The organism is Runella rosea (assembly GCF_003325355.1).
Classification (GTDB): domain Bacteria; phylum Bacteroidota; class Bacteroidia; order Cytophagales; family Spirosomataceae; genus Runella; species Runella rosea.
In genome coordinates, this window is record NZ_CP030850.1 from 2,232,549 (window position 1) to 2,257,212 (window position 24,664).

Annotated in this window: 16 protein-coding genes and 1 tRNA gene; 6 read left to right on the forward strand and 11 right to left on the reverse strand. The window is 44.7% G+C overall.

Annotated elements, in window-relative coordinates:
- Positions 1 to 8: 8 nt before the first annotated feature.
- The 6 genes from DR864_RS09525 to DR864_RS09550 form a co-directional block, all read right to left on the reverse strand.
- A complete protein-coding gene (locus DR864_RS09525) occupies positions 9 to 485 on the reverse strand; it encodes a DUF805 domain-containing protein (protein WP_114066742.1) in 477 nt (158 codons plus the stop codon).
- Positions 486 to 1,156: 671 nt separating this feature from the next.
- Positions 1,157 to 3,235, reverse strand: a complete 2,079-nt coding sequence (locus DR864_RS09530) for a toprim domain-containing protein (protein ID WP_114066743.1) — start codon at positions 3,233 to 3,235, stop codon at positions 1,157 to 1,159.
- Entirely contained in the window at positions 3,210 to 3,527 is a 318-nt protein-coding gene (locus DR864_RS09535) for a phage antirepressor KilAC domain-containing protein (RefSeq protein ID WP_114066744.1), read from the reverse strand. The genes DR864_RS09530 and DR864_RS09535 overlap by 26 nt, the downstream gene beginning before the upstream one ends.
- 30 nt (positions 3,528 to 3,557) lie before the next feature.
- Positions 3,558 to 3,851, reverse strand: a complete 294-nt coding sequence (locus DR864_RS09540) for a helix-turn-helix domain-containing protein (protein ID WP_114066745.1) — start codon at positions 3,849 to 3,851, stop codon at positions 3,558 to 3,560.
- 114 nt (positions 3,852 to 3,965) lie between these two features.
- Positions 3,966 to 4,718, reverse strand: a complete 753-nt coding sequence (locus DR864_RS09545) for a hypothetical protein (protein WP_114066746.1) — start codon at positions 4,716 to 4,718, stop codon at positions 3,966 to 3,968.
- Positions 4,719 to 4,722: 4 nt separating this feature from the next.
- Positions 4,723 to 5,967 (reverse strand): tyrosine-type recombinase/integrase, encoded by a 1,245-nt coding sequence (locus DR864_RS09550; protein ID WP_114066747.1) that lies wholly within the window; start codon positions 5,965 to 5,967, stop codon positions 4,723 to 4,725.
- A gap of 141 nt (positions 5,968 to 6,108) precedes the next feature.
- On the opposite strand from DR864_RS09550, the gene DR864_RS09555 reads away from it, so the two are divergent.
- The 3 genes from DR864_RS09555 (at position 6,109) to DR864_RS09565 (ending at position 10,595) form a co-directional block, all read left to right on the forward strand.
- A tRNA-Ile gene (locus DR864_RS09555) sits at positions 6,109 to 6,182 on the forward strand.
- Positions 6,183 to 6,412: 230 nt separating this feature from the next.
- A complete protein-coding gene (locus DR864_RS09560; protein ID WP_114066748.1) occupies positions 6,413 to 6,865 on the forward strand; it encodes a response regulator in 453 nt (150 codons plus the stop codon).
- Between the two features lie 7 nt (positions 6,866 to 6,872).
- Positions 6,873 to 10,595 carry a chemotaxis protein CheB gene (locus DR864_RS09565; RefSeq protein ID WP_114066749.1) on the forward strand — a complete coding sequence of 1,241 codons (3,723 nt, stop codon included), beginning with the start codon at positions 6,873 to 6,875 and terminating at the stop codon, positions 10,593 to 10,595.
- A 38-nt stretch (positions 10,596 to 10,633) separates the two neighbouring features.
- Here DR864_RS09565 and DR864_RS09570 read toward each other — a convergent pair whose 3' ends face one another.
- The 5 genes from DR864_RS09570 to DR864_RS09590 all read right to left on the reverse strand — a co-directional run bounded on the left by DR864_RS09570 (position 10,634) and on the right by DR864_RS09590 (position 19,618).
- Positions 10,634 to 10,972, reverse strand: coding sequence for a LytTR family transcriptional regulator DNA-binding domain-containing protein (locus DR864_RS09570; RefSeq protein ID WP_162793687.1), 339 nt, complete (start codon positions 10,970 to 10,972; stop codon positions 10,634 to 10,636).
- A 203-nt stretch (positions 10,973 to 11,175) separates the two neighbouring features.
- A complete protein-coding gene (locus DR864_RS09575) occupies positions 11,176 to 14,892 on the reverse strand; it encodes a glycosyltransferase (protein WP_114066751.1) in 3,717 nt (1,238 codons plus the stop codon).
- Entirely contained in the window at positions 14,889 to 16,220 is a 1,332-nt protein-coding gene (locus DR864_RS09580) for a glycoside hydrolase family 2 TIM barrel-domain containing protein (RefSeq protein WP_114066752.1), read from the reverse strand. Before DR864_RS09580 ends, DR864_RS09575 begins: the two co-directional genes overlap by 4 nt.
- Positions 16,221 to 16,461: 241 nt before the next feature.
- Positions 16,462 to 17,511, reverse strand: coding sequence for a sialidase family protein (locus tag DR864_RS09585; RefSeq protein ID WP_114066753.1), 1,050 nt, complete (start codon positions 17,509 to 17,511; stop codon positions 16,462 to 16,464).
- 73 nt (positions 17,512 to 17,584) lie between these two features.
- On the reverse strand, positions 17,585 to 19,618 hold the full coding sequence (locus tag DR864_RS09590; RefSeq protein ID WP_114066754.1) for a M13 family metallopeptidase: 2,034 nt from the start codon (positions 19,616 to 19,618) through the stop codon (positions 17,585 to 17,587).
- A gap of 311 nt (positions 19,619 to 19,929) precedes the next feature.
- Between DR864_RS09590 and DR864_RS09595 the strand changes: the two genes are divergently transcribed.
- The 3 genes from DR864_RS09595 (at position 19,930) to DR864_RS09605 (ending at position 24,568) form a co-directional block, all read left to right on the forward strand.
- Positions 19,930 to 20,538 (forward strand): c-type cytochrome, encoded by a 609-nt coding sequence (locus DR864_RS09595; RefSeq protein WP_229599551.1) that lies wholly within the window; start codon positions 19,930 to 19,932, stop codon positions 20,536 to 20,538.
- 132 nt (positions 20,539 to 20,670) lie between these two features.
- A complete protein-coding gene (locus DR864_RS09600) occupies positions 20,671 to 21,918 on the forward strand; it encodes a DUF6786 family protein (RefSeq protein ID WP_229599552.1) in 1,248 nt (415 codons plus the stop codon).
- Between the two features lie 79 nt (positions 21,919 to 21,997).
- Positions 21,998 to 24,568, forward strand: coding sequence for a GH116 family glycosyl-hydrolase (locus DR864_RS09605; protein WP_114066755.1), 2,571 nt, complete (start codon positions 21,998 to 22,000; stop codon positions 24,566 to 24,568).
- Positions 24,569 to 24,664: the final 96 nt, after the last annotated feature.

The window sequence follows — 24,664 nt, forward strand, 5'->3', positions numbered from 1 at the left end:
CACTTTAATTAATTATATAAATCACCACTCTTATATTCTCCTGTATTGGTGTTATTGGATGGATTTTGTTGGCTGATGTTGCCTTGATTGTTATGTCCGCCACTATAGCCTCCTTGATACCCTCCATCTGTTGGATTTGGCTGTGAAGATGATGTATTGCTTGTTTGAATACTTTTGGGATTAGGGCCATATTGATTTGTCCCAGATTCGCCATCTTGAAAAATCAACCACAATCCATAAAATGGAATTAATTGCATCCAACCACTATTACCAATATCATGGCATCTTTTTGCTCCTTGTGCACAAAAAAACCAAAGCATTGGGATTATAAGAATGAGAAGTATTACCTCCGCTCCACCGCTCCCGCTATTAGATGGTGAAATTATCGCACTTAAAATGCCATATATTGTTGAATAGATAATTACACTCAATCCGTATTCTGTTCTTCGAATACGACCTTCAAAGGAAAATGGAGCATTGAACATAGTAGCAAATTAAAAAGTGTGAAACGTTGCAAGTACATTTATATACGCAACTTTATTGCGTATACACTTCCAAAAAGGGAAAATAAATACCATTTAATTTAAGGTTAAAGTGCCTTCGTGGTTTATATACTTAATAAAGGCAAACATTCATCTTTTTTATGTCAATTCCATAAAATAGTTATCAAACGGTACCTGAAGCGTTCTGAATGGGATACTATAACTCCAAATTTAGGGGTGGCTCTACAGAACATGACCGACGATTAAATCGTCAAAACTGCTTACTCAGCCTTCGAGTCAGGCCCTAACACGAAGTCACAGTAAGCTTCAACAGGGGCCGCACATACCATTAAGGGAAAAATACAGGGTTTTCTCATAAAAATGGCAAAGTACTTGTAAACCAAAGCTAACAAGAGCCTTTCTAGGATTTATTGTATATGAAACCTGAATTTTGTAACTTATCTAGCTATTTTAATGACAAACAAGTAATTTATGTATAATATTAAAACATTGATTTACAGGTATTTAATATTTGTGAGGAAGCCCTGCCTAATACCGAACCTTGAAGCAATGATAGAAATATAACAATAACCCAACCAAGACAACAAGTTAGTTGTAGTTAACTGCTGTTTTAGTTGGGCTTGTATGGGTGCTACGGCCTCTATACTAAGATTTTATTCTATCACTTGGAGTTCATAGACAGTCGGTTTCCCACTTGCCGCTTTGATGCTAAGTTTGCAGAAAACACCTTGCTTATTAGTTATCTTCAACTGTTTCTCAGCAATTTCCTCTAAACGATTCTTTAGCGTATTATCCGAACATTCAAACCGCTGTCTTAACTGTTGCAAAAGCTCCTTTTGAGAAAGTGAGGGACATAATAACCTACCTAATTCTTCAGCGACCTCTCCCCCCTCTGCTACTTGAGGTCGTTCAGAAGTGAGCTGTTGGAGCATTTCTTCGTGCGCTAATGCCAGCCCTCTGATAGTTTCATCGTATACCAAATGAATTGTAGATGGACGTTTTGCAGCTCGTAGTTTAAGAAATTTGAGCGCAAGTAAGTCAGACCCTTCTTGTTCAAAACCAATTTGCATAACAGTAGATGCTTTATTGGCTGCTTCCGTACCTGTATGTCCCCTTGCTTTTTCACTTCCTGGGTTTTGGTGAATGACCAGTAAGAAGGTAGCATCGTAATTATCACACAGGTTTCCCAAATAATCAAACAACTTCATGGACTCTTTGGGGTCATTGAAGTTTGCAACACAATCTGTAACCACATCAAGTAAAACAAACATTGTGTGGGCAGTTTGTTCTCTCACTTGCTCGATAAAAGACTTGACAGCCCCCAAACGTTTATGTCGTTCAATTTGCTTGATAGAGGTGAACCGAAAATCTTTGGGGGTTTCGTGGATTCCATAACACCCTTTTTCTTTTATAGATTGAATAGCTGCTGGCAGCTCTTCTTTGAGGTTTCGCTCTGTATCAATGTACACTACTGTAATCGCCTCGTCTGTTTTTTCAAAGTGCAAATAGTAGTGCAAACAATCGGTTTTGTTGGTTAACAGGTAACTGCAAAACAATTCTGCTAGCCTTGATTTGTGGCTACCGTATTTCCCTTGGATAATGTTGATAGTACCCCGTCTTATTATCGGTAAATTTCCTAAGCTTATCAAGGGAGGTGAAAACACGATTGGTTGTGTTGATAACTGCGCTACTTGATGTTCGGTAGCATTTAATCTGGTTAAAAGCTCGTCCAAAACTAATTGTTGTTTGGGAGTGGGTTCAGGGCAAGAAATCGCTTCTCCCAAAGCATTCAATAACAACTGCTCGTCCAATTTTAATTTAAACCAATCACTGATGTCCTTCCCTCCATTTTGGGTGAGCAATGAGGGCAGGATAAAATTTCGCAACCCGTACTGTTGAGCTTTCAATGATGACATTTTCAGACCTATTTCATCGGTATCAAGACAAAGAACCAAAAATCTGCACTTGGAACGAAGAAATTGGAGCATTTCGGGTTTTATGTGGGTACTTACGTTATCAATCCCAACTGCGTAAATTTGATGTTGATTTAGGTTTGCATTAGCTATGATGCAGTCTTTCAATCCCTCAACAATCAAAATTGTGTGGCTGGTGGCTGGAAGTTGAGCAATTCCGTAGATGTTTTGATAATCGAGTGGACGTTTACCAATATACTGATGCTTATACCTTCGGTTTTGTTCCAATGGGCGGTACATTTTATTATATCCCTCTGCCAACTTAAATGCAAAAATTGGATTGGATGCTGTCGCAATTATCTTGTTCCCTTTGCGTGTAGTGAAACTTTTTACTGAACTAATAGAGTAAGCAGCTAAGGTTTCGTTAATATCGCTTTTCATTTCTTCACCCTCAAACTGCTTCCAATAATCGAAGTTACCCCCATACTCGATTGTTTCGTTATCTTTTTCAAAACCAAGTTTTAAATCTTTATTGATGCGTTGGAGTGCCTCTGGAAAGCAGTCCTTCTGCAATTTCATTACAAAATCAATGGCATTCATTGGCTTCTCTTCTGCAAAATCCTTGTATAGATATTCGCCTGATTGCCCCTGAAACACATTGGCAGAGGGGTGCTCATCCTTTCTAAAAATAGCCTTAAAAGTCTTTTTAGGTTGTTCAAAATCAGTAATATAATGGCTAAAAATAGCAAGGCCACCGTTAGTAGCGGCCAAGATATTTTGTTTGGTGAGTTGCTTATTTTTGGGTAAAATGTGGTGCATACTGGTCTTTTGTTAATAAGTGGTGTAAATCTTCTATGAATTTCACTCCTGCCTGAGTAACTCTAATTAGTGGAACAGCCTTAAAGCATTCCCCTTTCCTATTTCTAATTTTATAGTTCTGGACGTCAAAATACTCCATAATTAAAAATTCACGAGCAGGTAATGACCCATTAATGATATTGTACCTCCGTAAAAAGCTAAACATCATTGCCCTATTTTTGAAACCTAATAGCTCCGCTGTTTCTTTCATCGAATATGAGTCTTTCAATAGCTCTTTAAGTTTAATTTTCATGTTTTTTTTGTCTTTTAAGATTAAAATTATTTACAGGGGGTTGGGGCCTACTTCAAGCCATTGCAGAAGGTCTTTCTTTGAAAAATACAACTTCTGGCTTCTTTTTTTGAATGGGATAAGCCTCATACTGGTGTATTTGTAAAGAGTAGCCTCTGAGATATTTAGAAAAACAGCAGCTTGAGCAGTGCCCATAAGCTCGGGAGAGGAATTTAGAGCATCATCTTTGTTCCGAATGTAAACATAAGCGTTGAACGCTTGGTTGACGGCTTGTACAATGAGCGATTCCAGCTCTGAAGGGGAGATTAATCTTATATTACTTGTCATTCTTTTGACGTTTTAAATTTAGGTCAAAAGTAGACTGCTTTGTTGGGAAGAATAGGATACTTACTTTTTACTTACTTTTTACTTGTCCTGTGTAACTCGTTGATTGTTAGCAAATTACCCTGCATTGTCTTTTTGTGGAAGGGTAATATTATTGAGTTTTGCTTTTAATTCACTATATGCTTTCTCTGTACTAGTACTTTCATTAATAATTTGGCTAATAAGTGTTTCAACATCAGATAGCTCCTTGTGATTATATGTCACATTAGCTTCTAAAAATTTAGCAAGTTCATAGTTTGAAGTTTTTTTGTTAATTATTCCTGCTGCTTTAAGGCCAAGAAATAGCATGGCAACTTGATTCTTTTGAAGCTTAAAGTCAATTTTTTTATTTTCATAGCCCGATAACTCATGCGAAGAGGTTTGCTGAACTGTAAACAAATATTTTGTTTTTAGCATATTTTCAATACCCTGAAGAGACTCCATCACAAAAGGATATTTTGTATTCAAAGGGGTTTCACTTAATAACCACTCCCTGCCTTCTAAAGAATAGCTTTTGAGTGTATAGGTACTTGCTTTTTGAATATAATATAATACCTGACTTAATAGAGACCTAGCTTCCTGCTGCTGTTTTTCAATTGGCAAGGTGGCTAACCAGTCATCCATCTCAATATATATAGGGGTAATTTTATCATTGAAAACTTGAGATATTAGAGGTTTCAAAGGAGGAAATGGATTAGATGAGTCATCTATTTCCTCATTATATCTATCTAATAAGTCGGCATATTGTAGCTCAATTTCATCTAAGACATGATTCTCGGGTAATTCGAATAAATCCCTATAAATATTTAAAAAATACCTCCTTTCTTCCATGTTTTTAATTTTCTTTAAATAGCGTTAACAGATTAGAGTACTTCTTTTTTACATCATCTTCAAAGCTATCAAGGTAATGTTCTGTGGTTTTGAGGCTGTTATGCCCCAAACTCTCAGAAATATACTCAATAGGAGCCCCACTGCGTTTAAGTACAGTCGAAAAGCTATGCCTTGCAGCATAAGTAGTTACAGGTTTACTTATACCTAATTTCTCCACTATACGCTTCATGTATTTATTGATCTGCTTTGTCAGATCTTTGACCAATGCTCTTTCCCTCTCAGGGGTAATGTTGGGATGCAAAATAGGGAAAATGTAATTATTCGGCAATTGGTCAGGAATACCCCATTTGGCAATAATCACTTTGGCATCTGCACCCAAATAAACAACAATGGGCTTTTGGTTGCTCTTTTTGGTATTTTCAGTTTTAGCCCTGTAAAACACCAATCTATCACCATCCAAGTTTGAGAATTTTAGCCTGCAAATATCCTTAATGTTGATACCATTACATAAGTAGGAGAACATCCAAAGGTCTTTTGCCTTGGCTTCCATACTGTCAGGAAGGGCTTCATACTCAAAAATCTTCTTTAACTCATTCATGGTGAGTGCTTTTTTGATATTCTGCCCAGCCGGTATCTGATATTTTGATTTTTTGAAGGGATATTTTTCTCTTCCAATCAGCCCTTTTTCAATTGCTTGGTTAAAAATGGTTCTTAAACTGCGTAAGTATATACCCACTGTTGTAGAAGATTTACCATTGGTCAGCATCCATCTTTCATAACTATTGAGAAAGTCTGGAGTTATATCCTCAAACCTAAGTTTCTTTTTGAAATTTTGAAGTGAATTCAGGGTACACTCATAGGAACTGGCTGTACCAACTCTGCCTTCTTCCCTTAATTTTTTGACATATAATTCAATGGTAGAATAAACATTGGCAGGATTTGCACCTTCCTCTTTTGGGAAAAATAGCTTTTCAAAGTCATCAAAGGAAAAGGGGCTTAGTTGGGTAAAGATACTTTGGGCTTTAGATACTGTGGCAGTGATATTGACTTTGACATCTTTTAGAAATGGGTCACGCAACTTGGAGGAGTCAAGTTTCTTGAAATCTGCTTCACTTAATGAGGGCAATGCTACATTGTAATACTTCCTTATTCTATTGAAGGTAACTCTCAATTTTAGGGGGTATGTGCCATCTTGCTTGGCTTTTCTGTTATCCAATACAACTTCTGCCGTAGGAGTATGTGCTTTCATAGTGTTAAAAACATAGCTAAAATTTGATACACAATTTGATACACAGAAATCACCTATAGCTCCAATTCCAGTTAGGAAGAGAGAATTAGCGATTTTTGTAAGTAGCTTATATAGAGAGAGTTGTGCATGTATGTTTAGCTCGGGCCCATAGCTCAGTTGGTTAGAGCATCTGACTCATAATCAGGGGGTCGTAGGATCGTGCCCTACTGGGCCCACATCACAAAAGCACTTAACAGCAATGTTAGGTGCTTTTGCTTTTTAAAGCCAAAATTGATGCTGTTTAAGCAAAACTATTATCGGATAAATCTTTGAAAATCAAATAAAAAGGTTACATTTATACAATAATGGGAATTAAGGTTCTGGAATTAACCCTACGGCAACGTAGATTAATGAAGCCATTTGTAACTCACTCATTGCCCCGCTTCAAATTACCTTTTCTCAATTTATGACTCCTCTACCGTTACGTCTTTTACTGGCTGATGACGATGCCGACGATCGTTTATTCTTTCGGGAAGCGCTGGACCAAATTCCCGTTGCCGTTGAGCTTACCACGGTCACAAACGGGCAACAGCTCATCGAGTGGCTGCAAGAACATCAAGGCGACCTCCCCCACCTGATTTTTTTAGACCTAAATATGCCCCGAAAAAACGGGCATGAATGCTTAACGGAAATCAAGCTAATGCCTCAATGGCAATCCCTACCCATCATTATCTTCTCGACTTCGATATACCCCGTGCAGGTAGACGAACTGTATCATAAAGGGGCACAATATTACATTCAGAAGCCAACCGATTTTAAGAAGCTGACGCGGGTGATTGAGCAGTTGCTTCTCATGTCGGAAGAACAAAGGCAGGTACAGCCCGCCAAAAAGGATTTTATTTTATGCAGAGAAAGATAATGAGCGTATGAAAGCTGATGAAAAAGTGTTGTCCACCAATTTGTTCCCTGTAGTGGGTATTGGCGCATCAGCAGGCGGATTGGAGGCCTTCCGAAAATTACTCAAAGCCATTCCCGAAAAATCAGGAATCGCCTACGTACTCGTGCAGCATTTAGCCCCCAATCACGAAAGCCTGCTGCCTGATTTACTACAAAAAGTAACAAGCATTCCCGTCGTAGAAATCTCCGACGACATTAAGGTGGAGCCTGACCATATTTATATTTTGCCCAGCAATAAGATGCTGGTGGCCAACGACGGAATATTGCAATTGAGTCCGCGCGTAACCCAAAAAAACGAGCTCAATCTCCCCATTGACATTTTTTTCACCTCTCTGGCTGAAGTCCACCAAAGCCACGCCATCGGCGTTGTGTTGTCGGGCACGGGCAGCGACGGCACGGGGGGGCTGAAGGCCATTAAAGACCACGGAGGCATCACGTTTGCGCAGGATGAAGCATCGGCCGCCTATGAGGGTATGCCCAAAAGCGCCGTACAGGCCGGGGTGGTTGATTTTATTCTACCGCCCGACGAAATCCCCCAAAAACTGTTGGACATCATTCGGATTCTTCGCTCAGACACCGCCCAAGACCCCAATGCCGAAGAAACTGAAAAGGAGGTGGTCAAACAAATCCTTACAGTACTGCGCATCCGGAAAGGAACTGATTTTACGTATTATAAACAAACGACCGTCCGCCGCCGAATCCTGCGCCGAATGGCCATTAACAAAAATGAAGATACCGCCGCCTATTTGGTTTTGTTAAAGGACAACAAACAGGAACAAGATGCTTTATACCAAGATTTATTGATTCCCGTCACCTCTTTTTTTCGAGACCCGCAGGTATTTGATTATTTATGCGAAACGGTTTTTCCGCTTATTTTGAAAAACAAAAGCGCGGGAGAACCCATTCGTATATGGGTAGCGGGTTGCAGCACCGGACAAGAAGCCTACTCAATGGCCATGTGTTTGGCCGAGTTTTTGGGCAATACAACCGAGCGCGTCCAGCTCTTTGCCAGCGATTTGAGTGACCCTGCCATTGCCAAAGCGCGTATTGGTACCTATTCCAAAAGTGAAGTGGAAAGTCTAACCGCCGAACGCTTGCAAAAATTTTTCCTCAAAAAAAACGGCAACTACCAAATCAATAAATCTGTGCGGGATATGTGCGTGTTTGCTACGCACAATTTTTTAAAGGATCCACCTTTCAGCAAAATGGATTTAATCAGCTGCCGCAATGTGATGATTTACCTCGAACCTTACCTTCAAAAAAAGGCATTTACTACATTTCATTATTCATTAAACCCCAAAGGATATTTATTGCTCGGCAAATTGGAAACGGTCGGCAATGTACCTGACCTTTTTTCAATCGCCGCCAAAGACGATAAGGTATTTACTCGCAAAGAAGGCCCTGGCCGGTTTATGCCAATGGCTGGCCAACGGAGCGAGTTGAATCTGAGTTTTGGTACTTCCAAAAACGAAAACATGCGCACCGATTTTCAAAAAATAGCCGACGATCTTATTCTCAGTCGGTATACGCCCGCCGGAGTGGTCATCAATGAAGACATGGACATTGTGCATTTTCGCGGCATTACTGGTCCCTATTTAGAACAGACATCTGGCAAACCTACCCATAATTTGTTACTTCTGGCCAAACACGGGCTGGCGTTTGAGCTGCGCAATTTGCTCTACAAAGCAAAAAAAGACAATGCTCGGGTAATCAAAGAAATTATCCCGTTTCGGGCAGATGGCAGCCTACGTACCATTTCTATCGAAATTTTACCCCTGCCAGGTACGCCTGAACCTCACTATTTGATTCTTTTTCACGAGACAAATGCCGTTGACCCGCTCCCTCCGACAGGCCGCCCCAAGAAAGCGACAAAATCAGCATTGGACGATAAAGACCTTCGCATTCGGCAATTTGAGCAGGAGCTCATCCAAACCCGCGAAGATATGCGCGCCATTACGCAAGACCAAGAGGCCTTGAGCGAAGAACTTCAAAGCGCCAACGAAGAATTATTGAGCGGCAACGAAGAGTTGCAAAGCCTCAACGAAGAATTGGAAACGGGTAAAGAAGAACTCCAAAGCACCAACGAAGAGCTGACGGTGGTCAACCGCGAACTGAGCAGCCTGAATGAGCAGATAACGAACGCCCGAGATTATGCCGAAGGTATCATTGCCACCATACGCGAGCCCCTGCTGGTGCTGGATAAAAACCTGCGGGTAAAAACCGCCAACCTTTCCTATTATAATGCCTTCAAGGTAAACACCGCCGACACCGAGGGTAAATTAATCTACGAAACAGGCCACAAAGACTGGGATATACCCGTCCTGAAAGAACTGCTTGAAAATATTCTTCCCGAAAAATCAACCTTTGATAACTTAGAGTTAACGCATACATTTTATAATATTGGCGAGCGGCGAATGCGGCTGAATGCCCGCGAAATAAAAGCGGGAAATTCGGAGAAATTAATCCTGCTCGCGATTGAAGATATTACCGAGCAAGCCCGCGCCGAAGAAGCACGGATAGAAATCCAAAAACGCTACCAATTCATCACCAATTCGATTCCACAAAAAGTATGGGCAACCGATGAAGAAGGCAATCTCAACTTTTTTAATGACGTTTGGCTCGACTATACCGGGCTTTCGGTGGATGAACTTAAAGAGTGGGGATGGAAAAAAATAATCCACCCCGACGAGTGGGAAGAATACAAAAGCAAGTGGCAGCACTCGCTTGCTACTGGTACTGAATTTGAACTCGAACACCGATTATTGAATAAGGAAGGAGAATACCGGTGGCATTTGAGCCGGGGACTGGCCTACAAAGCCGACAACGGAAAACCAGCAATGCTGTGGGTAGGGACGCACACCGAAATTCAACAGCATAACAAACTAAAAGAAGACCTAAAAAAAGCCGTAGCCGAACGAACATCAGAATTGAAGGAGGCAAATGCAAGCCTCGTGGAAAAAAACAAAAGCCTTCAGAAACTTATCAAGGAGCTTGAATCTTTTACCTATGTATCAAGCCATGACCTACAGGAACCACTGCGTAAAATACAACTACTAGCCCGGTATATCGACGACCACGAAAGCCAAAACTTAACCGCAGGCGGCAAAGATTATTTTAGACGCATCCTAAATTCTGCCGAGAGAATGCAACAACTAATCAACGATTTGCTGTTGTTCACCCGATTTAATACTGAAGCCCGTAACTTTGAAAGTACAAATCTTCGCTCCATTGTTGAGGAGGTAGTGGCCGAAATGAGCGAAACCATCCAAGAAAAACACGCTACCATTGACGTAGCCCATCTCGGTTCGGCTGCCGTCATCACGTTTCAGTTTCGTCAACTCATGCAAAATCTCATTGGCAATGCCCTTAAATTCTCAAATCCCAATCGCTCTCCCCACATACGGATAAAAAGCCGGGTTGTAAGCGGTGATAAATTGAAGAATGAAAAGCTTTTGCCCGAAAAAAAATATTGCCACATCACGGTCATCGACAATGGTATCGGCTTTGATCCCCAATACAGCGAACGAATATTTGAGGTCTTCCAACGCCTGCACGAACGTGAACAATACCAAGGTACGGGCATCGGGCTGGCAATTGTCAAAAAAATCGTTGAGAATCACAACGGAATCATCACGGCCACGGGCAGGCCAGGCAAAGGTGCCCAATTTAATATTTATATTCCAGCTTCCTAAAAAGCCATTCTTTTCGATTATGCTCCTTCTACGATGTTTCACTTTTTCGATTTAACGACCCCATCCCCTTGCAGTTTACGACTGCGGGGCGTTTTCTTGAGTTTTAGTGTCAAAAGAACGCTTTTCATCCTACGCGACGGAGCAACGACAAACCCCGATTTCATCACAATTGCCCCTTCTTTTACCTTGGAAATGTGCGTCTTATTGACCGAAACCCTTTTGTGTACCCTGGTAAGCGCCAAATGGGTCGTTATCCTTCCTAAATTGTGTGAGCTGAGAAGCCGCGTACCATCCATCAAGTAGATGTAGGTATAGTTAGAGGCAGAAGTGAGATACTCAACCTCTGGGGCCGAAATAAGTATATTATCAACAATCATATCAAGCAGGGTTTTGTGTGCTGTTATTATCACTAAACCCGTGCCAGCCCCTTATCAAAATATTGCACTCATCACTGCAAATAGTTTTTATGTCCGCCTGCAAAGAACAAACCCACTATGTATCAAGCTAATAGACATAAAAGAGTCCATCAAAAAAATCGAACAACGATTTGTGTTATTTAGTGTATTTACTGTGTAATACACTAAAGACTTCCGTCCATGGGGCGTTTTTTATTGACAACCAAGGGTGTATTTAAGGTTGTTTGGAGCACATCAACAACCGTCGACCCCGCAACAACGTAAAGATAAAGTCGATACATTGAAGGGTTTTCGGGAATTTTGACCTGTATTTTGGGGTCATTGCCGAGTTCTTTCATGGACAATGCCTGCTCAAACCGACCGATTTGAACCAATTTCCACTCAAACTGTACGTTTGCCGAGAGTGAATCGGCCAAGTACCATTGATATTCTTTGTGTACCAAGGCATGATACGTAAGCGTAGTAGCGGGAATGGTTGCCAATGCAGGTTTTAAGATTTTCACTATCGGCGGCGGTGCGGGGGCTTTGGTACCTTTCCAGAGATGTCGCAGCTGCATAAAGGACGTTTTTTGTCGTCGTCGAAAATCCTTTATTCCGTCAAAATTGACCAATCCACTATTAAATACGTCTTGCCAATTGGTAATAAATACCCCCGTTTTTTGGGGTTTAAACGCGGCATATTGAGCCACTGTTATACTCCTGAAAAAATACGGAACGCTTAGTTCTTCTAGCAAACTCAAATCAGCCACTGGAGATGCCTTCACTTTGATGCCGAATGCATCCACCTCGGGCATCAGTCGGTGCATTTGATGAACTGTTTTGGGTAAATCATCCGCTAACGTGACATCAATCGTAACTGATCGGGACGGGTCAATTTGCTTGATACTACGCACCAGATTTTTAACAAAAAACAGGTACGCATCTCGCTGAATAATCAAATCAGGTTTGAAATACCGAAACTGAAGTTCTTGAAAAACGGCGTTACCGATGTTCCAGCCAATGATATTTTTGTTGTCTTTGTACGAACTAACCACCGCAAGAATATCTATCCTGGCTTGTTCCAATTTATTTTTTTCTTCCACAAAATCGAGGTGGTCATCAATCCAAAAACTAAAATTCACCTTCATGCCTGTTTCCTCGGCGGCCCGGATGATATTTCGGTCGTAGATGCCCGGGCCGCTGTGTTTGATGGTGTTGATACCGAGGGTTTTCATTTCGTAAAAATCCTCCAACAATTCACCCATTCTGAGAGGATTCGGGCTCTTAACCCAATCTTGGGCTTTGGTATAATTGATGCCTCTAGTTCCTACAAAAAAAGCACTTTGGGTCGTTGTTAAAGCTATATTTTTGGGGGCCGTCCCATACGATGTCAGGAGTTTGGGTATAGGCTCAATCTCTGTTTTCTTAAATCTGTTTTGCGCCCTCACCAACCTGCCCGACTCATCGGTTAGGTCGTTGATACGTCGGAGCCGGCCAAATGGCCCTGCCGTTCTGCCAGAAATGACCACGGCTTTGATTTCAGAAAATGAAGTGCGGATTGATTTAGCCTCTTTGTCGGACAACGACTGGTTGTCGTTTTCTACCAACATCACGGGCATTCCTGATTGAAAAACGGGATGTTTATGAAAAGCCCAATATTGCTTTTTGATGGGTAAAGAACCACGGTCTTCGTTTAGGCTACTGACGGCCATCCAATCAACGTACTGACGGCCCGGAAAATAGGGGTCGATGGATTCGGGCGTACCTGGATTCCACACCCAAATCACCCGGTACAATCCCTGATTGCGAAAAAAATCATGCATGTATTTCCAGGCGGCCTTAAACACCTCGGGAGTGTTGGGCGCGGGATTCGGCAGTTTGCCAACTTCGGGGGCAAAGCGGATAAAAACAGGGCGATTCAGCGCTTTAAACTGACGGCAGAACTGCAAAAGATACGCATCCTCCTTTCCGTTTGTGATTAGCTCAAAAACGCTGGCGTAGTCAGAAAGGCGCGAAGGAAGTACCCACGTAATCATGGGCAAAGAGCCGTTACGGTATACAGAATCTAAAGTACGGGTAGGCAAATAGCCATTGGCCCACCGAACATGAAAAGCAAGGATGTCAAAATGGGTTTTATTCTCCCCGCTCAAGGGGAAAGCCGTGCCCATGGTATTGACCGACCGGGCGTCGATTCCCGTCAAAAAAAAGTTTACCCGATGGTCTTTGTAAATCGTCGGAGGCAGTCCTTTCTGTCGGAACTGAACCATGTAAATAATAGGACAGGTCAAAAGGATTGATAACAATAAAGGTGTACGTCTGACAACGGTGTAAATACGACGCCTGATAATCCAGAAATGCCCCTTTGCTTCCCGAAGAAACAGCAACCCGATGTTCAGCCGTTTATACCGAACGGCCAAGATTCGAAACTGGGGCTGTCTGCTTATCAAAACGGTAAAACCCATAAACATGGCATTCAGCCCCGCAAATACCGACATACTCAGGTTGTAGGGGTTCCAGTCGGTATACAATCCATAACAAATAGAAAATAGGGACAAGAACAAAATGACGAGATTAGGGATATTTAAAGGCCAGTTATTTGCCTCTTTTCCATCTTTGGGTGTGGGTACGTAAGGGACTTTTACCCCAAACAGGGTATACAAAAAACCCAGAATAAATACCCACCAAGTGCCAATCATTAAAAGCCCGCCTATTACATGAAAACCCCGCTCGGTATCTTCCATCACCCACCATTGTACAAATTGCCTGATAAGAACGACTACGGTTAGGAAAGGTAAGGCGATTAGACCAAAGTCCGTAATGTCCATCTTCATCGGACTAGTATGAAAGCATAGCGAGAGAATGGGAATCAAAAAATTGAGGAAGAATATAATCCCCGAAAGATAATGAAGCGGAATCAGCGCATAATGAATCTTCTGGCGCAGGGTGAATTGCGTAAACAACTTGGGATAGACAGTGACCAACAAATCAAACACCCCCCGCGACCATTTCAGTTGTTGTTTATAATACGCCGACAAGGTAGAAGGCACCAGCCCTCGGGCCAGCACAGCAGGCACATAGACTGATTTCCAACCCTTTGCATGGAGCCGCATGGCAGTGTGCATATCCTCGGCAAGGCCAGCGGCGTGGCCTCCGATGGATTCCAGCGCCGCACGCCGGAAGGTACAGTTAGCCCCAATGGCCATTACGGTTCCGTAGTGGTTCATGGTCATCATCATCGGGCCATAAAACTGGTAGGTCTGCTGCGCGGCACCCTTGGCGATTAAGCTCTCCTCGCTGTTTTTATAGGCCTGCACAATCTGGACAAACCCAATGGCAGGATCATTAAAATGCGACACAATCGGGTCCAGAAAATCGGCAGAAGGTACATGGTCGGGGTCCAAAACAACGCAAAGCTCCCCCGATGATTGGCGCAAGGCATTATTGATATTACCCGCCTTGGCATTCTTTTTCTCAAGTCGAGTAACGTGATGTACCCCCAACTGTGCACAAAGACGCTTGAGGTACGGGTCGTCTGCTTCGTCGCACAGGTAAGTAGTGTGCGGATAGGTTATGGCAACAATAGCCCGCAGGGTTTCCTCAATCATTTCATAAGGCTCCCCCGCACAAAAGGTGGTAAAAATATCGACAGTATAGGTTTTATTGACGGGCGGCTCTTTCGGAATTGTGATACTAAAATAGTGGTACCATTCGTAAAGAATGGTGAGACAGGTAAAAAAGAAAGCCGTCATCAACATCACGTACAGCGCACCATTTCCCCGAACGCCCCCCCCCAACAGCTTAGTCATAAAAAATACCATCGACACTAACCCTAAAAGAATCATGAGCCTCAGGGTGAGCAATTCGCGTTTGGTGGGTGGTTTTATCAATAACCGATTTTTCATGGCGGACCAACGACGTAAAAAGGAATATTACAGGTAGCAAAATTTCCCCGATTGTTATAAATGGTGGCAAAAATCCGGTAGGGGCCTTCCTCTTCGGGAGCCGTAAAAGCAACTTTGAGCTCCGTCGAGTTTTTGTTTAGTTGGGGCAACGGCGTGAGTTTTTTTGTATTGGCCTGATTGTTTATTCGCAGCCAATCTTCTTTGAACAACTGCCACTTTATTGTTTTAATACTTCCGCCCAATGAATCCACAAATATCTCCGCCGTAGACGGGGCATTGGCCGTAAGCAAAATATTATCTTTGGCCTTCTTTGAATTAAGCAACATGGTTTTGACCGTGGGAAATTCGTGTTTATAAGTTTTCCCCGTCCACTGGAATTTCATTCTACCCACGGTTTCGGAGTGGGCACCCCCTTCATCAAAAAGGCTAAACCATGTATGCGTTCCTTCTTGTTTATGCCCCCAATAAAACAAACATGAACCTAAAAAACGAGAATCTTCGACAGGCATATACTGCTGGTAGCGAGTCAGGCATCGCGCAGCTTTTTCGGTAGAAGTAGGTTCTAGATACGCTCCCCAAGCGGTTTGTTTGGTTCCTTCCCATGGGCCGTCGATCCCCCACTCCGACAGTAGAAAAGGGCCATTCCAAAACCATTTCATCCAATCCAAATCATCACGGAGCGTGTTTATTCGGTTATAAATATTGAATGAGATGATGTCGATATTGCATCGAACCACCAGATTCAGAATCGATTTTTTATCAAAATTAAGGAGAACAGTCGTAATCGGATGGTCTGGATCATCCCGATGAATCATATCGACCAATCCGTTAAATACCTTGTAAAAGTTGTTGTAAGAGGGATTGTACGGAAAACTGACCTCATTCCCGATTGACCACATCAGCAGGGCTGGGTGCTGCTTAAATCGGTTCACCACGGCGCTATAGTCTTTGTGCATTTGGGCCGCCCGCACTGGATTATTGAAAAAAGAAGTTTCGTGATAATCTGGAAGGTATAACCCCACAATCACGCTGAGGTTATTTGCCAGCGCACTATCCAGAATCACGGCCAAGTTGGTGGTATCCCAAGTCCGCAGGGTATTACCGCCCGATTCTCTCAGAACCGAGCAATACGAATATCCCGAAGCACCATTGATAAAAAAAGGCTTTCCGTCTTTGAGTAAGGCATACTTACCGTTTTTCTTTTCAACGTACACTTTTCGGCGACTCTTACCATTTTCGGCTTCTTTACACCCATTCAGTACAGAAATAATTAGCGCAAAAAAACCAAGTTTGAAAATAAAAAAGTAGTTTCTTTTTGGGAAAACCATTTGAAATATATCATAACGTTGAGTAAGTACATACGAACTTTAAAAAGCACTAAAGACAAACGATACTCTAAAAGAAAAATATCCTATAAAATTATTTACAGGCACAAGATATACCATTTTGAAGATTAATCACAGAAAAAGTTATCAAGCGGTCAATAACCAAATACCTCATTACAAGCATAACATTTACCTCACAGAGCGGAAAATTACAATAAATATATACCAAAAAGACAATTCATCTTTACTCCCCCGTCAACATCATTCCTTTGATGGTTTCTTTGTCTTCCCAGACGCAGAAAGCCAAGCGCGGATTGACCATCACCACGCGCGGATACCGCCCTGCTCCCAAATTTAGGGGTTGTGTTTGCGCAGATTGACTGATCCAAACTTGCCCCTTGTCGTGCCAAACGATAAAAGTGTGTTGCGCACTCGTGGCAATAGAAGCATTGCGGCCTTGGCCCAAGGGCTGTTCTGGACCTCCGATTTTTGACGTAAAAAGCTGATTTTCACGTCGCCAAACGGACGTAAATCCCCCTTTCTCATCTACGCTCATGCCACCGCCATCCATCGGGCAGGCGTTGAGTTTCCAAGTTCCTTCTCCCATTTTCACCGCAGGCAAGAAAGTTTTTCCAGCATCCTCCGATTCGGTCACGTACATATCTCTTGCGCCACTGATCCAGTTTCGAAACATAACATACACGCGCTGGTCGCGCATAAGAATGGACGGCTGACAACACTCACAAACCGTAGCGTCGGGGGAGCGATAGATGAGTTTATTTTTACCCCAAGTCAAGCCGCCGTCGCTGGAGGAGGCCCCAAAAATCTTGTTTTGTTTGTCGTCTCTCAAATCAAGCCAAATCACCCAAAAAAAACCTTTTCCATCACTTGCCAGCGCATTAAAACCTTCTTTGGCAATTTCGGGTACGTCATTGACCATGAGGTGATTTTGCCATTTACCAGTGGTACGATTGCGCACGTAAGCGTAGATGTTCCCCGCTTTGTCGATGGTAGTAATGACCGTAGATTGGCGCGAAGATGCAATCTGTGGACCCCTCGATACGCCCAAATGCAACCCCTGAAGGCTGTCGACTAGCTCAGGCGTTGAAAAAGACCGGCCTTTGTCATTTGAAAAAGAATAATAAAAAGCGTTTCCTTTTCCAAACACCATCTCAATGGATCCATTCTCTCCCACGCACACAGCGGGCTGAATGCCTTTTGTGGAAAATAAAGCCTGTTGCGCGCGAGCCAACGACACAGTAACGATAAAAAGAAGGACTATTTTTTTGAACATGGAGTTTGTTATTTAAGACACATCAAAAGCTCGTTGATACGAACCTATATCAACGAGCTTTTTTAATAAATCACTACCAAATACGCACGCGTAAGCTATCTGGACGGTACAGTTTATTGGTTGGTTTTACGTTGAACGCTTCATAAAATTCGGGCATATTCGCCAACGGACCGTTCACCCTAAACAACTCCGGCGAGTGCGGGTCCATGGTGATGCGCATCCGCATGGTTTCGTCGCGGGTTTTGATACGCCATACCTGCGCAAACCCCAAGAAGAAGCGCTGTTGTGGTGTAAAACCGTCGATTTTTTCGCCGCTTTTGGCCTGTTTCGTTTTCATAAACGCCTCATAAGCAATCGAAAGCCCGCCGATGTCGGCAAGGTTTTCGCCCAAGGTCAGTTCGCCATTTACGCTCATGTTGTCGAGCACTTTATAGCCGCTGTACTGCTTCACCACCACCATCGCTTTGCGCTTAAATTTATCGCCGTCGGCGGGTTTCCACCAGTTTTTCAGCATTCCCATGTAGTTATATTGGCGTCCTTGATCGTCAAATCCGTGCGTCATTTCGTGGCCAATTACAGCACCAATGGCACCGTAGTTGATGGCATCGTCGGCGGCATTGTCAAAAAATGGGAACTGAAGAATTCCTGCTGGAAACACGATTTCGTTGAATGTAGGGTTGTAATACGCGTTGACGGTGGGGGCCGTCATGCCCCATTCGGTTTTGTCAACGGGTTTGCCGACTTTCGCCAAGTCGCGCTTCCCCTCGTAAATGGCAATTGCCCGTTTGTTGGCAAAATAGTTGTCGCTAACAATTTCCACTTCGGCATAATCTTTCCATTTGTCGGGATAACCAATTTTCTTGATGAACGCATCCAATTTTTTTACCGCCTCGGTTTTGGTCGAATCCGACATCCAGTCGAGGCGTTTGATGCGGTCGCGGTACACATCCTGCAAGTTGTTCACCAGCTCATTCATGCGCGTTTTGGCGTCGGCGGTAAAGTATTTTTGCGTAAACAATTGCCCCAGCAAATCCCCTAATCCACCGTCGACGGCATTGGTAATTTGTTTCCAACGGGCATTCGGCACCTGCTGTCCGTTGAGGGTTTTGCCGTAAAACTCAAATTGCGCATCCCGAAACGCTTTGGTCAGCGAAGAAGCCGCTCCCGACAAAACCGATAGTTTCATGCGGTCTTTCAAAACCTCCAACGACTGCGTTTTCAACAATCCGCTCAGGGCCTTGTAATAATCGGGTTGGCCGACGATGAGGGTATCCGTTTGGGCACCCATCGTTTTCACAAATCGCGCCCAGTCAATACCAGGTGTCAAGGCGGAGAGGTCTTTGATGGCAAACTTGTTATAGTTTAGTTCGGGATTTCTCAACTCCACCGGACTGCGGTGCGACTTAGCGATTTGGGTTTCGAGCGCCAATATCGTTTCGGCTTTTTTCTTCGCAGTCGTCGAGTCTACGCCCGAAAGGGTAAACAGCTTCGCGATGTATTTTTTATAGGCGTCTCGTACTTTTTTGGTTTCGGCATCGGTGCGAAAATAATAGTCTTTTTCGGGCAACGAGAGCGCCGTTTGGACGAGTTGTAAGGCATTGTAGCCCGGATTTTTTTCGTCAGCGTCCACATAATACCCCACCCATACGCCCCCCGGCGATTCCAATTTGGCCGTATAATCCATGATTTCTTGCGGCGTTTTGAGTCGGTCAATCTCAGCCAAATAAGCCTTAATTGGCTCAATTCCCTTCTTTTCGATGGTAACGGTGTCCATTCCAGATCGGTAATAATCACTTACTTTTTGTTCCAAACTCCCCTTTGGATGCGTTGTTTTGAGGCTTTCCTCCAAAATACCGTGAAGTTTGTTGAGGTTTTCTTCATAGAGGGTGTAGAAAGAGCCCCAGCCAGTTTGGTCGGCGGGAATTTTGGTGTTTTTCATCCAGTTGCCCGAGGCATAACTAAAAAAATCATCGGCTGGATTTACGGTGGTATCCATGCCTGCTGTGTCAAAAAATGTGGTTCGGGTCGATTCTTTTTTGTCGGTTTTGCAGGCCGCCAAAATGGCACCGAAAAGCGCAAGATAAACGAGTGATGGAATGGATTTCATGAAAGGCTGAGTTGTTTTTGTGAACGAAAAAATACTTGTAGCAAAACTATTTACAAGAGGATTATCAATGAAGTATTTACTTATTCTCCTTTCCTAATGCACCTAATTAAGCCCTGTTTTAGTATTCCTTATGTTTTTTTGCAATGGTTTTTGCACAATGGCGCATAGCCCGCCATTCACCAGAGTTTTTTTACAACTGATGTTTAAAATCGCTCAATTCACCGCCAGTAGAATTGATTTCTGGGCCGATCTCAGATTGTTTTGTGCTCGAAAATCAGTCATAATCATTTCCATTAACAACCATCACAATCATGAAAACAACGCTTGCTGGGATGCTGTGTATGTTAGCAGCCACCGCTTTTAACGTACCGTCGAAAGAACCCATTCTTACTACTCCTACCGAAAACCCTCCCTCCAAAAACACGGCTCAAATTTCGCTCGATAATACCGAAGCGCTCATCAAAAAAGGGGAATATCTTGTCACCATTGCAGGTTGTGGAGATTGTCATACGCCCAAAATCATGGGTAAGCAAGGCCCCGAACCCGACCCAAACCACTGGCTGGGCGGGCATCCCGCCTCCATGAAACTTCCTAAAGTAAACAAAGGAGAATTGTCATCGTGGGTTTTGTTCAACATGACCAATACCGCCGCCGTAGGGCCTTGGGGGGTGTCTTTTTCGGGCAACATCAGCTCTGACGAATCAGGCATCGGCAAATGGACAGAAGAGCAGTTTTTTACGGCCATGCGCGAAGGCAAATACAAGGGCCTTAAAACCGCACGCCCTTTGCTCCCACCTATGCCTTGGCCTAATTATATTCAAATGTCCGACCAAGATTTACGCGCCATTTTTGCGTATTTAAAAAGCACGAAGCCCGTCAAAAACGTAGTCCCTGAGCCGATTACACCTGATAAGTTGTAGTCTTTAATGAGCGTAAACCCAATAAGGCCAAAACAGAGGTGTTTTGGCCTTATTGTTTGATATCCGTTTGGTATGAGTATGTTGGCTGGGTTTCACTACTTTTGGGCACATCAACCATACTCCTGAACCGCTATGTTTTTAACTTCAAAAACCATTTGTTCGGCCCGCGCCGTAGTCACTTTAGGAATAGCCTCGGTAGTATTGACGTTTATGTCAAGCTGTTCATCCTCCAACAAAGATACCATGTCTTCTACTGCAAATTCTTTCGGCACCGACCTCGAATTCTTAAAAAAACACCAACAAACCATCGTTCTCACCGCTCCCGACGACGACTCTGCGCAAGTAGCCGTGGTCGGGGCGTTGCAGGGGCGCGTGATGACCTCCACCGCCAACGGCACTTCGGGCAACAGCTACGGCTGGCTCAATTATAAACTCCTCGAATCGGGCAAATTCACACCGCACATGAGCGCCTTTGGCGGTGAAGACCGCTTCTGGATTGGTCCCGAGGGCGGGCAGTTCTCCATTTATTTTCAGCAAGGCAAACAATTCGTGTTCGACGATTGGCAAGTACCCGCCGTCATTGATTCCGAGCCGTTCGAGGTGGTTTCTTCCGACAAATCAAAAGCAGTTTTTCGTAAAACGGCTTCATTGACCAATTATTCAGGCACCAAATTCGACCTACAAATAGACCGCAGCGTGGAGGCCCTCAGCAAAATAGCCATCGAAACGGCCATCAATTTCCCGCTCAAAGATGTAAAAACGGTAGCCTACGAAACCGTCAATACCATCACCAATCAAGGGGCGGACTGGAACAAAGAAACGGGGCTGCTTTCCATTTGGATTTTGGGGATGTTTAATCCTACACCTAAAACCACCGTGGTGGTACCGTTTGTGGGAGGCGCTGACCACAAAAGCAAAATCAACGACAGCTATTTTGGCAAAGTCCCCGCCGAGCGCCTTATCGTCGAAGACAGCGTGCTGTACTTCAAAGCCGACGGAAAACACCGCAGCAAGATCGGTCTGCCGCCAACTATTGCCAAGCCTGTGATGGGTAGTTATGATTCCGAGAAAGGCGTTTTGACGATTGTTACCTACGATTTAGACCCCACCGGCGACTACGTCAACTCGATGTGGGAAATCCAGAAAGAGCCCTTCAAAGGTGATGCCGCCAATTCTTACAATGACGGCCCCGTAGAAGACGGTACGCAAATGGGTCCGTTTTATGAACTGGAATCCTCCTCCCCCGCCAAAGCCCTCAAAAAAGGCGAAACCCTCACCCACCGCAGCCGCACCTATCACTTTGAAGGCGACAAAATGGCGCTGAATGCCGTGGCAAGGAGAATGCTAGGCGTGAGTTTGGAGGAAATTGTGAAGCATTGATATTGTTTTTGTGACACAGGGAACCACAGAGTGAAGCACAGAGAAAAACTCCGTGTTACAGTAAAAAAATAAAGCCAAAATGAAAAAACTCCTTTTCCTCCTCTGCATCGCCACGCAAGCCCTCGCTCAAAGCCCTTGGAAACCGCAAAAGTGGCCTGTTTTAAAACATTATGACCAACAACACCTCACCCGCATTGCCATGCCCATCGGCGGCATCGGCACGGGAACCGTGTCGCTGGGAGGACGCGGGCAGTTGCAGGATTGGGAAATCATGAACCGTCCGGGAAAAGGATTCAGTACGACCCTACCGGGCAATATGGCTCCGTTCTTTGCCATTTATGTCAAAAAACCAACCGAAAACGCCCAAGCCAAAGCCCTCATAGGCCCGATCGAAACGCATGAGTACCAACACATGGAAGGTCGTCCCGTGGACCATCACGGTTTGCCGCGATTTGCCAAAGCGAGTTTTGACGCCGCGTATCCGTTTGGACAAGTGAATTTGTCGGACGAAAAAATGCCCGTTACGGTTCAGATCAAAGCCTTCAATCCTCTCATTCCCGGCGATGCCGAGCGCAGCGGGATTCCGATGGCGGCCCTGACCTACGAAGTCACCAACACGTCCAACCAACCGCTGACGGTTTCGGTGGCGGGGTCGATGCGTAATTTTGTGGGGAAAGACGGCTCCAAAGGCTCCAAATCGTGGAAAGGCGAGTTCAACCCATCGGGGGCGAAGCAGAATAAAAATCAATTTCGGCAAGGAAAAGCAGGACAGGGCATTTTCATGTATTCCGACGGCGTGGACAAAGCCGACCCCGCTTGGGGAACGATTGCCCTAAGTACCAACGCCGGCGGCGACGTCAGCTACCGCACGTCGTCCGTGCCCAACGCGTGGGAAAATGCGTTGTTGGATTTTTGGGATGATTTTACGGACGACGGCAAATTGACCGAAAAAAACACCGTCGCCGACGAAGACCCGATGGCGTCGTTGGCCGTGAAGAAAACGATTCAACCCAAACAAACCGAGTCGTTTACGTTTTTTATCACGTGGCATTTTCCCAACCGTTTTGCGTGGTCGAAAGAGCGCGTGGGCAACTACTACACCACTCGCTACGCTGACGCGTGGGAAGTAGCCGAAAAGGCCGTGCCGCAATTGCCCCAACTCGAAAATGAGACGTTGCTCTTTGTCAACAACTTCCTGAAAAGCGATTATCCCGAAGCCGTCAAAGAAGCGGCGCTCTTCAATCTCAGCACGTTGCGCTCCCAAACCGTGTTCCGCACCGAAGACGGGCGAATGTTTGGCTGGGAGGGCGTCATGGACAACGAAGGCTCCTGCGCGGGTTCGTGTACGCACGTTTGGAACTACGAGCAGGCCACAGCCTTTTTGTTCGGTGATCTGGCCCAAACCATGCGCGACGTAGAGTTTAACTACGCCCTCGACAGCACCTCGGGCATCATGCAGTTTCGGGTGGGCCTACCGCTCAACAAAGGTGCGGGCAACGGCATGGCCGCCGCCGACGGGCAAATGGGCACCATCATGAAGTTTTACCGCGATTGGCAACTATCGGGCAATACCGCTTTTCTGCAAAAAAACTGGCCGAAAATCAAACGTGCGCTGGCGTTCGCGTGGGTGCCCGACGGCTGGGACGGCAACCTCGACGGTGTGATGGACGGGGCGCAGCACAACACCATGGACGTAGAATATTTCGGGCCCAATCCGCAGATGCAGATCTGGTATTTGGGCGCGTTGAAAGCTGCCGAAAAAATGGCCGAAGCCATGCACGATGCCGCTTTTGCGCAGCAATGCAAAACCCTTTTTCAAAGCGGCAGTACGTGGGCCGACCAACAGTTGTTCAACGGTGAATATTACGAGCAACAGGTGATCTCGCCCGTAGGACGCAAGTTTGCCAAGGGCACGATGTCGGGCTGGAACAGCATTCAGGGCGATTTTCCGCCGTTTCAGTTGGCCAAAGGCTGTTTGGTGGACCAATTGGTGGGGCAATTCATGGCGCACGTGTGCGGCTTGGGCTATTTGGTGAAACCGCAAAACGTACAGACCTCGCTGAAATCCATCCTGAAATACAACTACCGCGCCACGCTGACGGAGCATTTCAACAACATGCGCTCCTACGCCCTGGCCGACGAGCCCGCGTTGCTCATGGCAAGCTGGCCCAAAGGCCGCCCCACGGTGCCGTTCCCGTATTTTGCCGAAGTGATGACGGGTTTTGAATACACCGCCGCCATCGGAATGCTTTACGAAAACATGACCGAAGACGGCCTCAAATGCATCCAAAACATCCGTTACCGCTACGACGGTGCCAAGCGCAGCCCCTTCGACGAGGCCGAATGCGGCCACCACTACGCCCGCGCCATGATCAGCTGGGCTTCTACGTTGGCGTTGAGCGGCTTCCAATACTCAGGCGTAGAAAAAACCCTTCATTTCAACGACCAACCCGGCACCTTTTTCTGGTCCAACGGCTACGCGTGGGGAACCTGCACGAAGCAAAAACAAGGCGCCCAACTCAAAACCACCCTCACCGTTTTGCACGGACAATTACCCGTTCAAACCGTACAGATTGGCAATAAAAAAGTGCATGAATTGGCCGGGAATACGGTTTTGAAGGTTGGGGAGAAGGTGGAGTTTTTGCGGTAGAGGGCAATGTGTTTTGGCCTAAATCAATCAAGTAAAAGAGTGAATTTTTCACCGCATATTCGGGTTTGTCCTATATTTAAGAAATACTTCTCATTG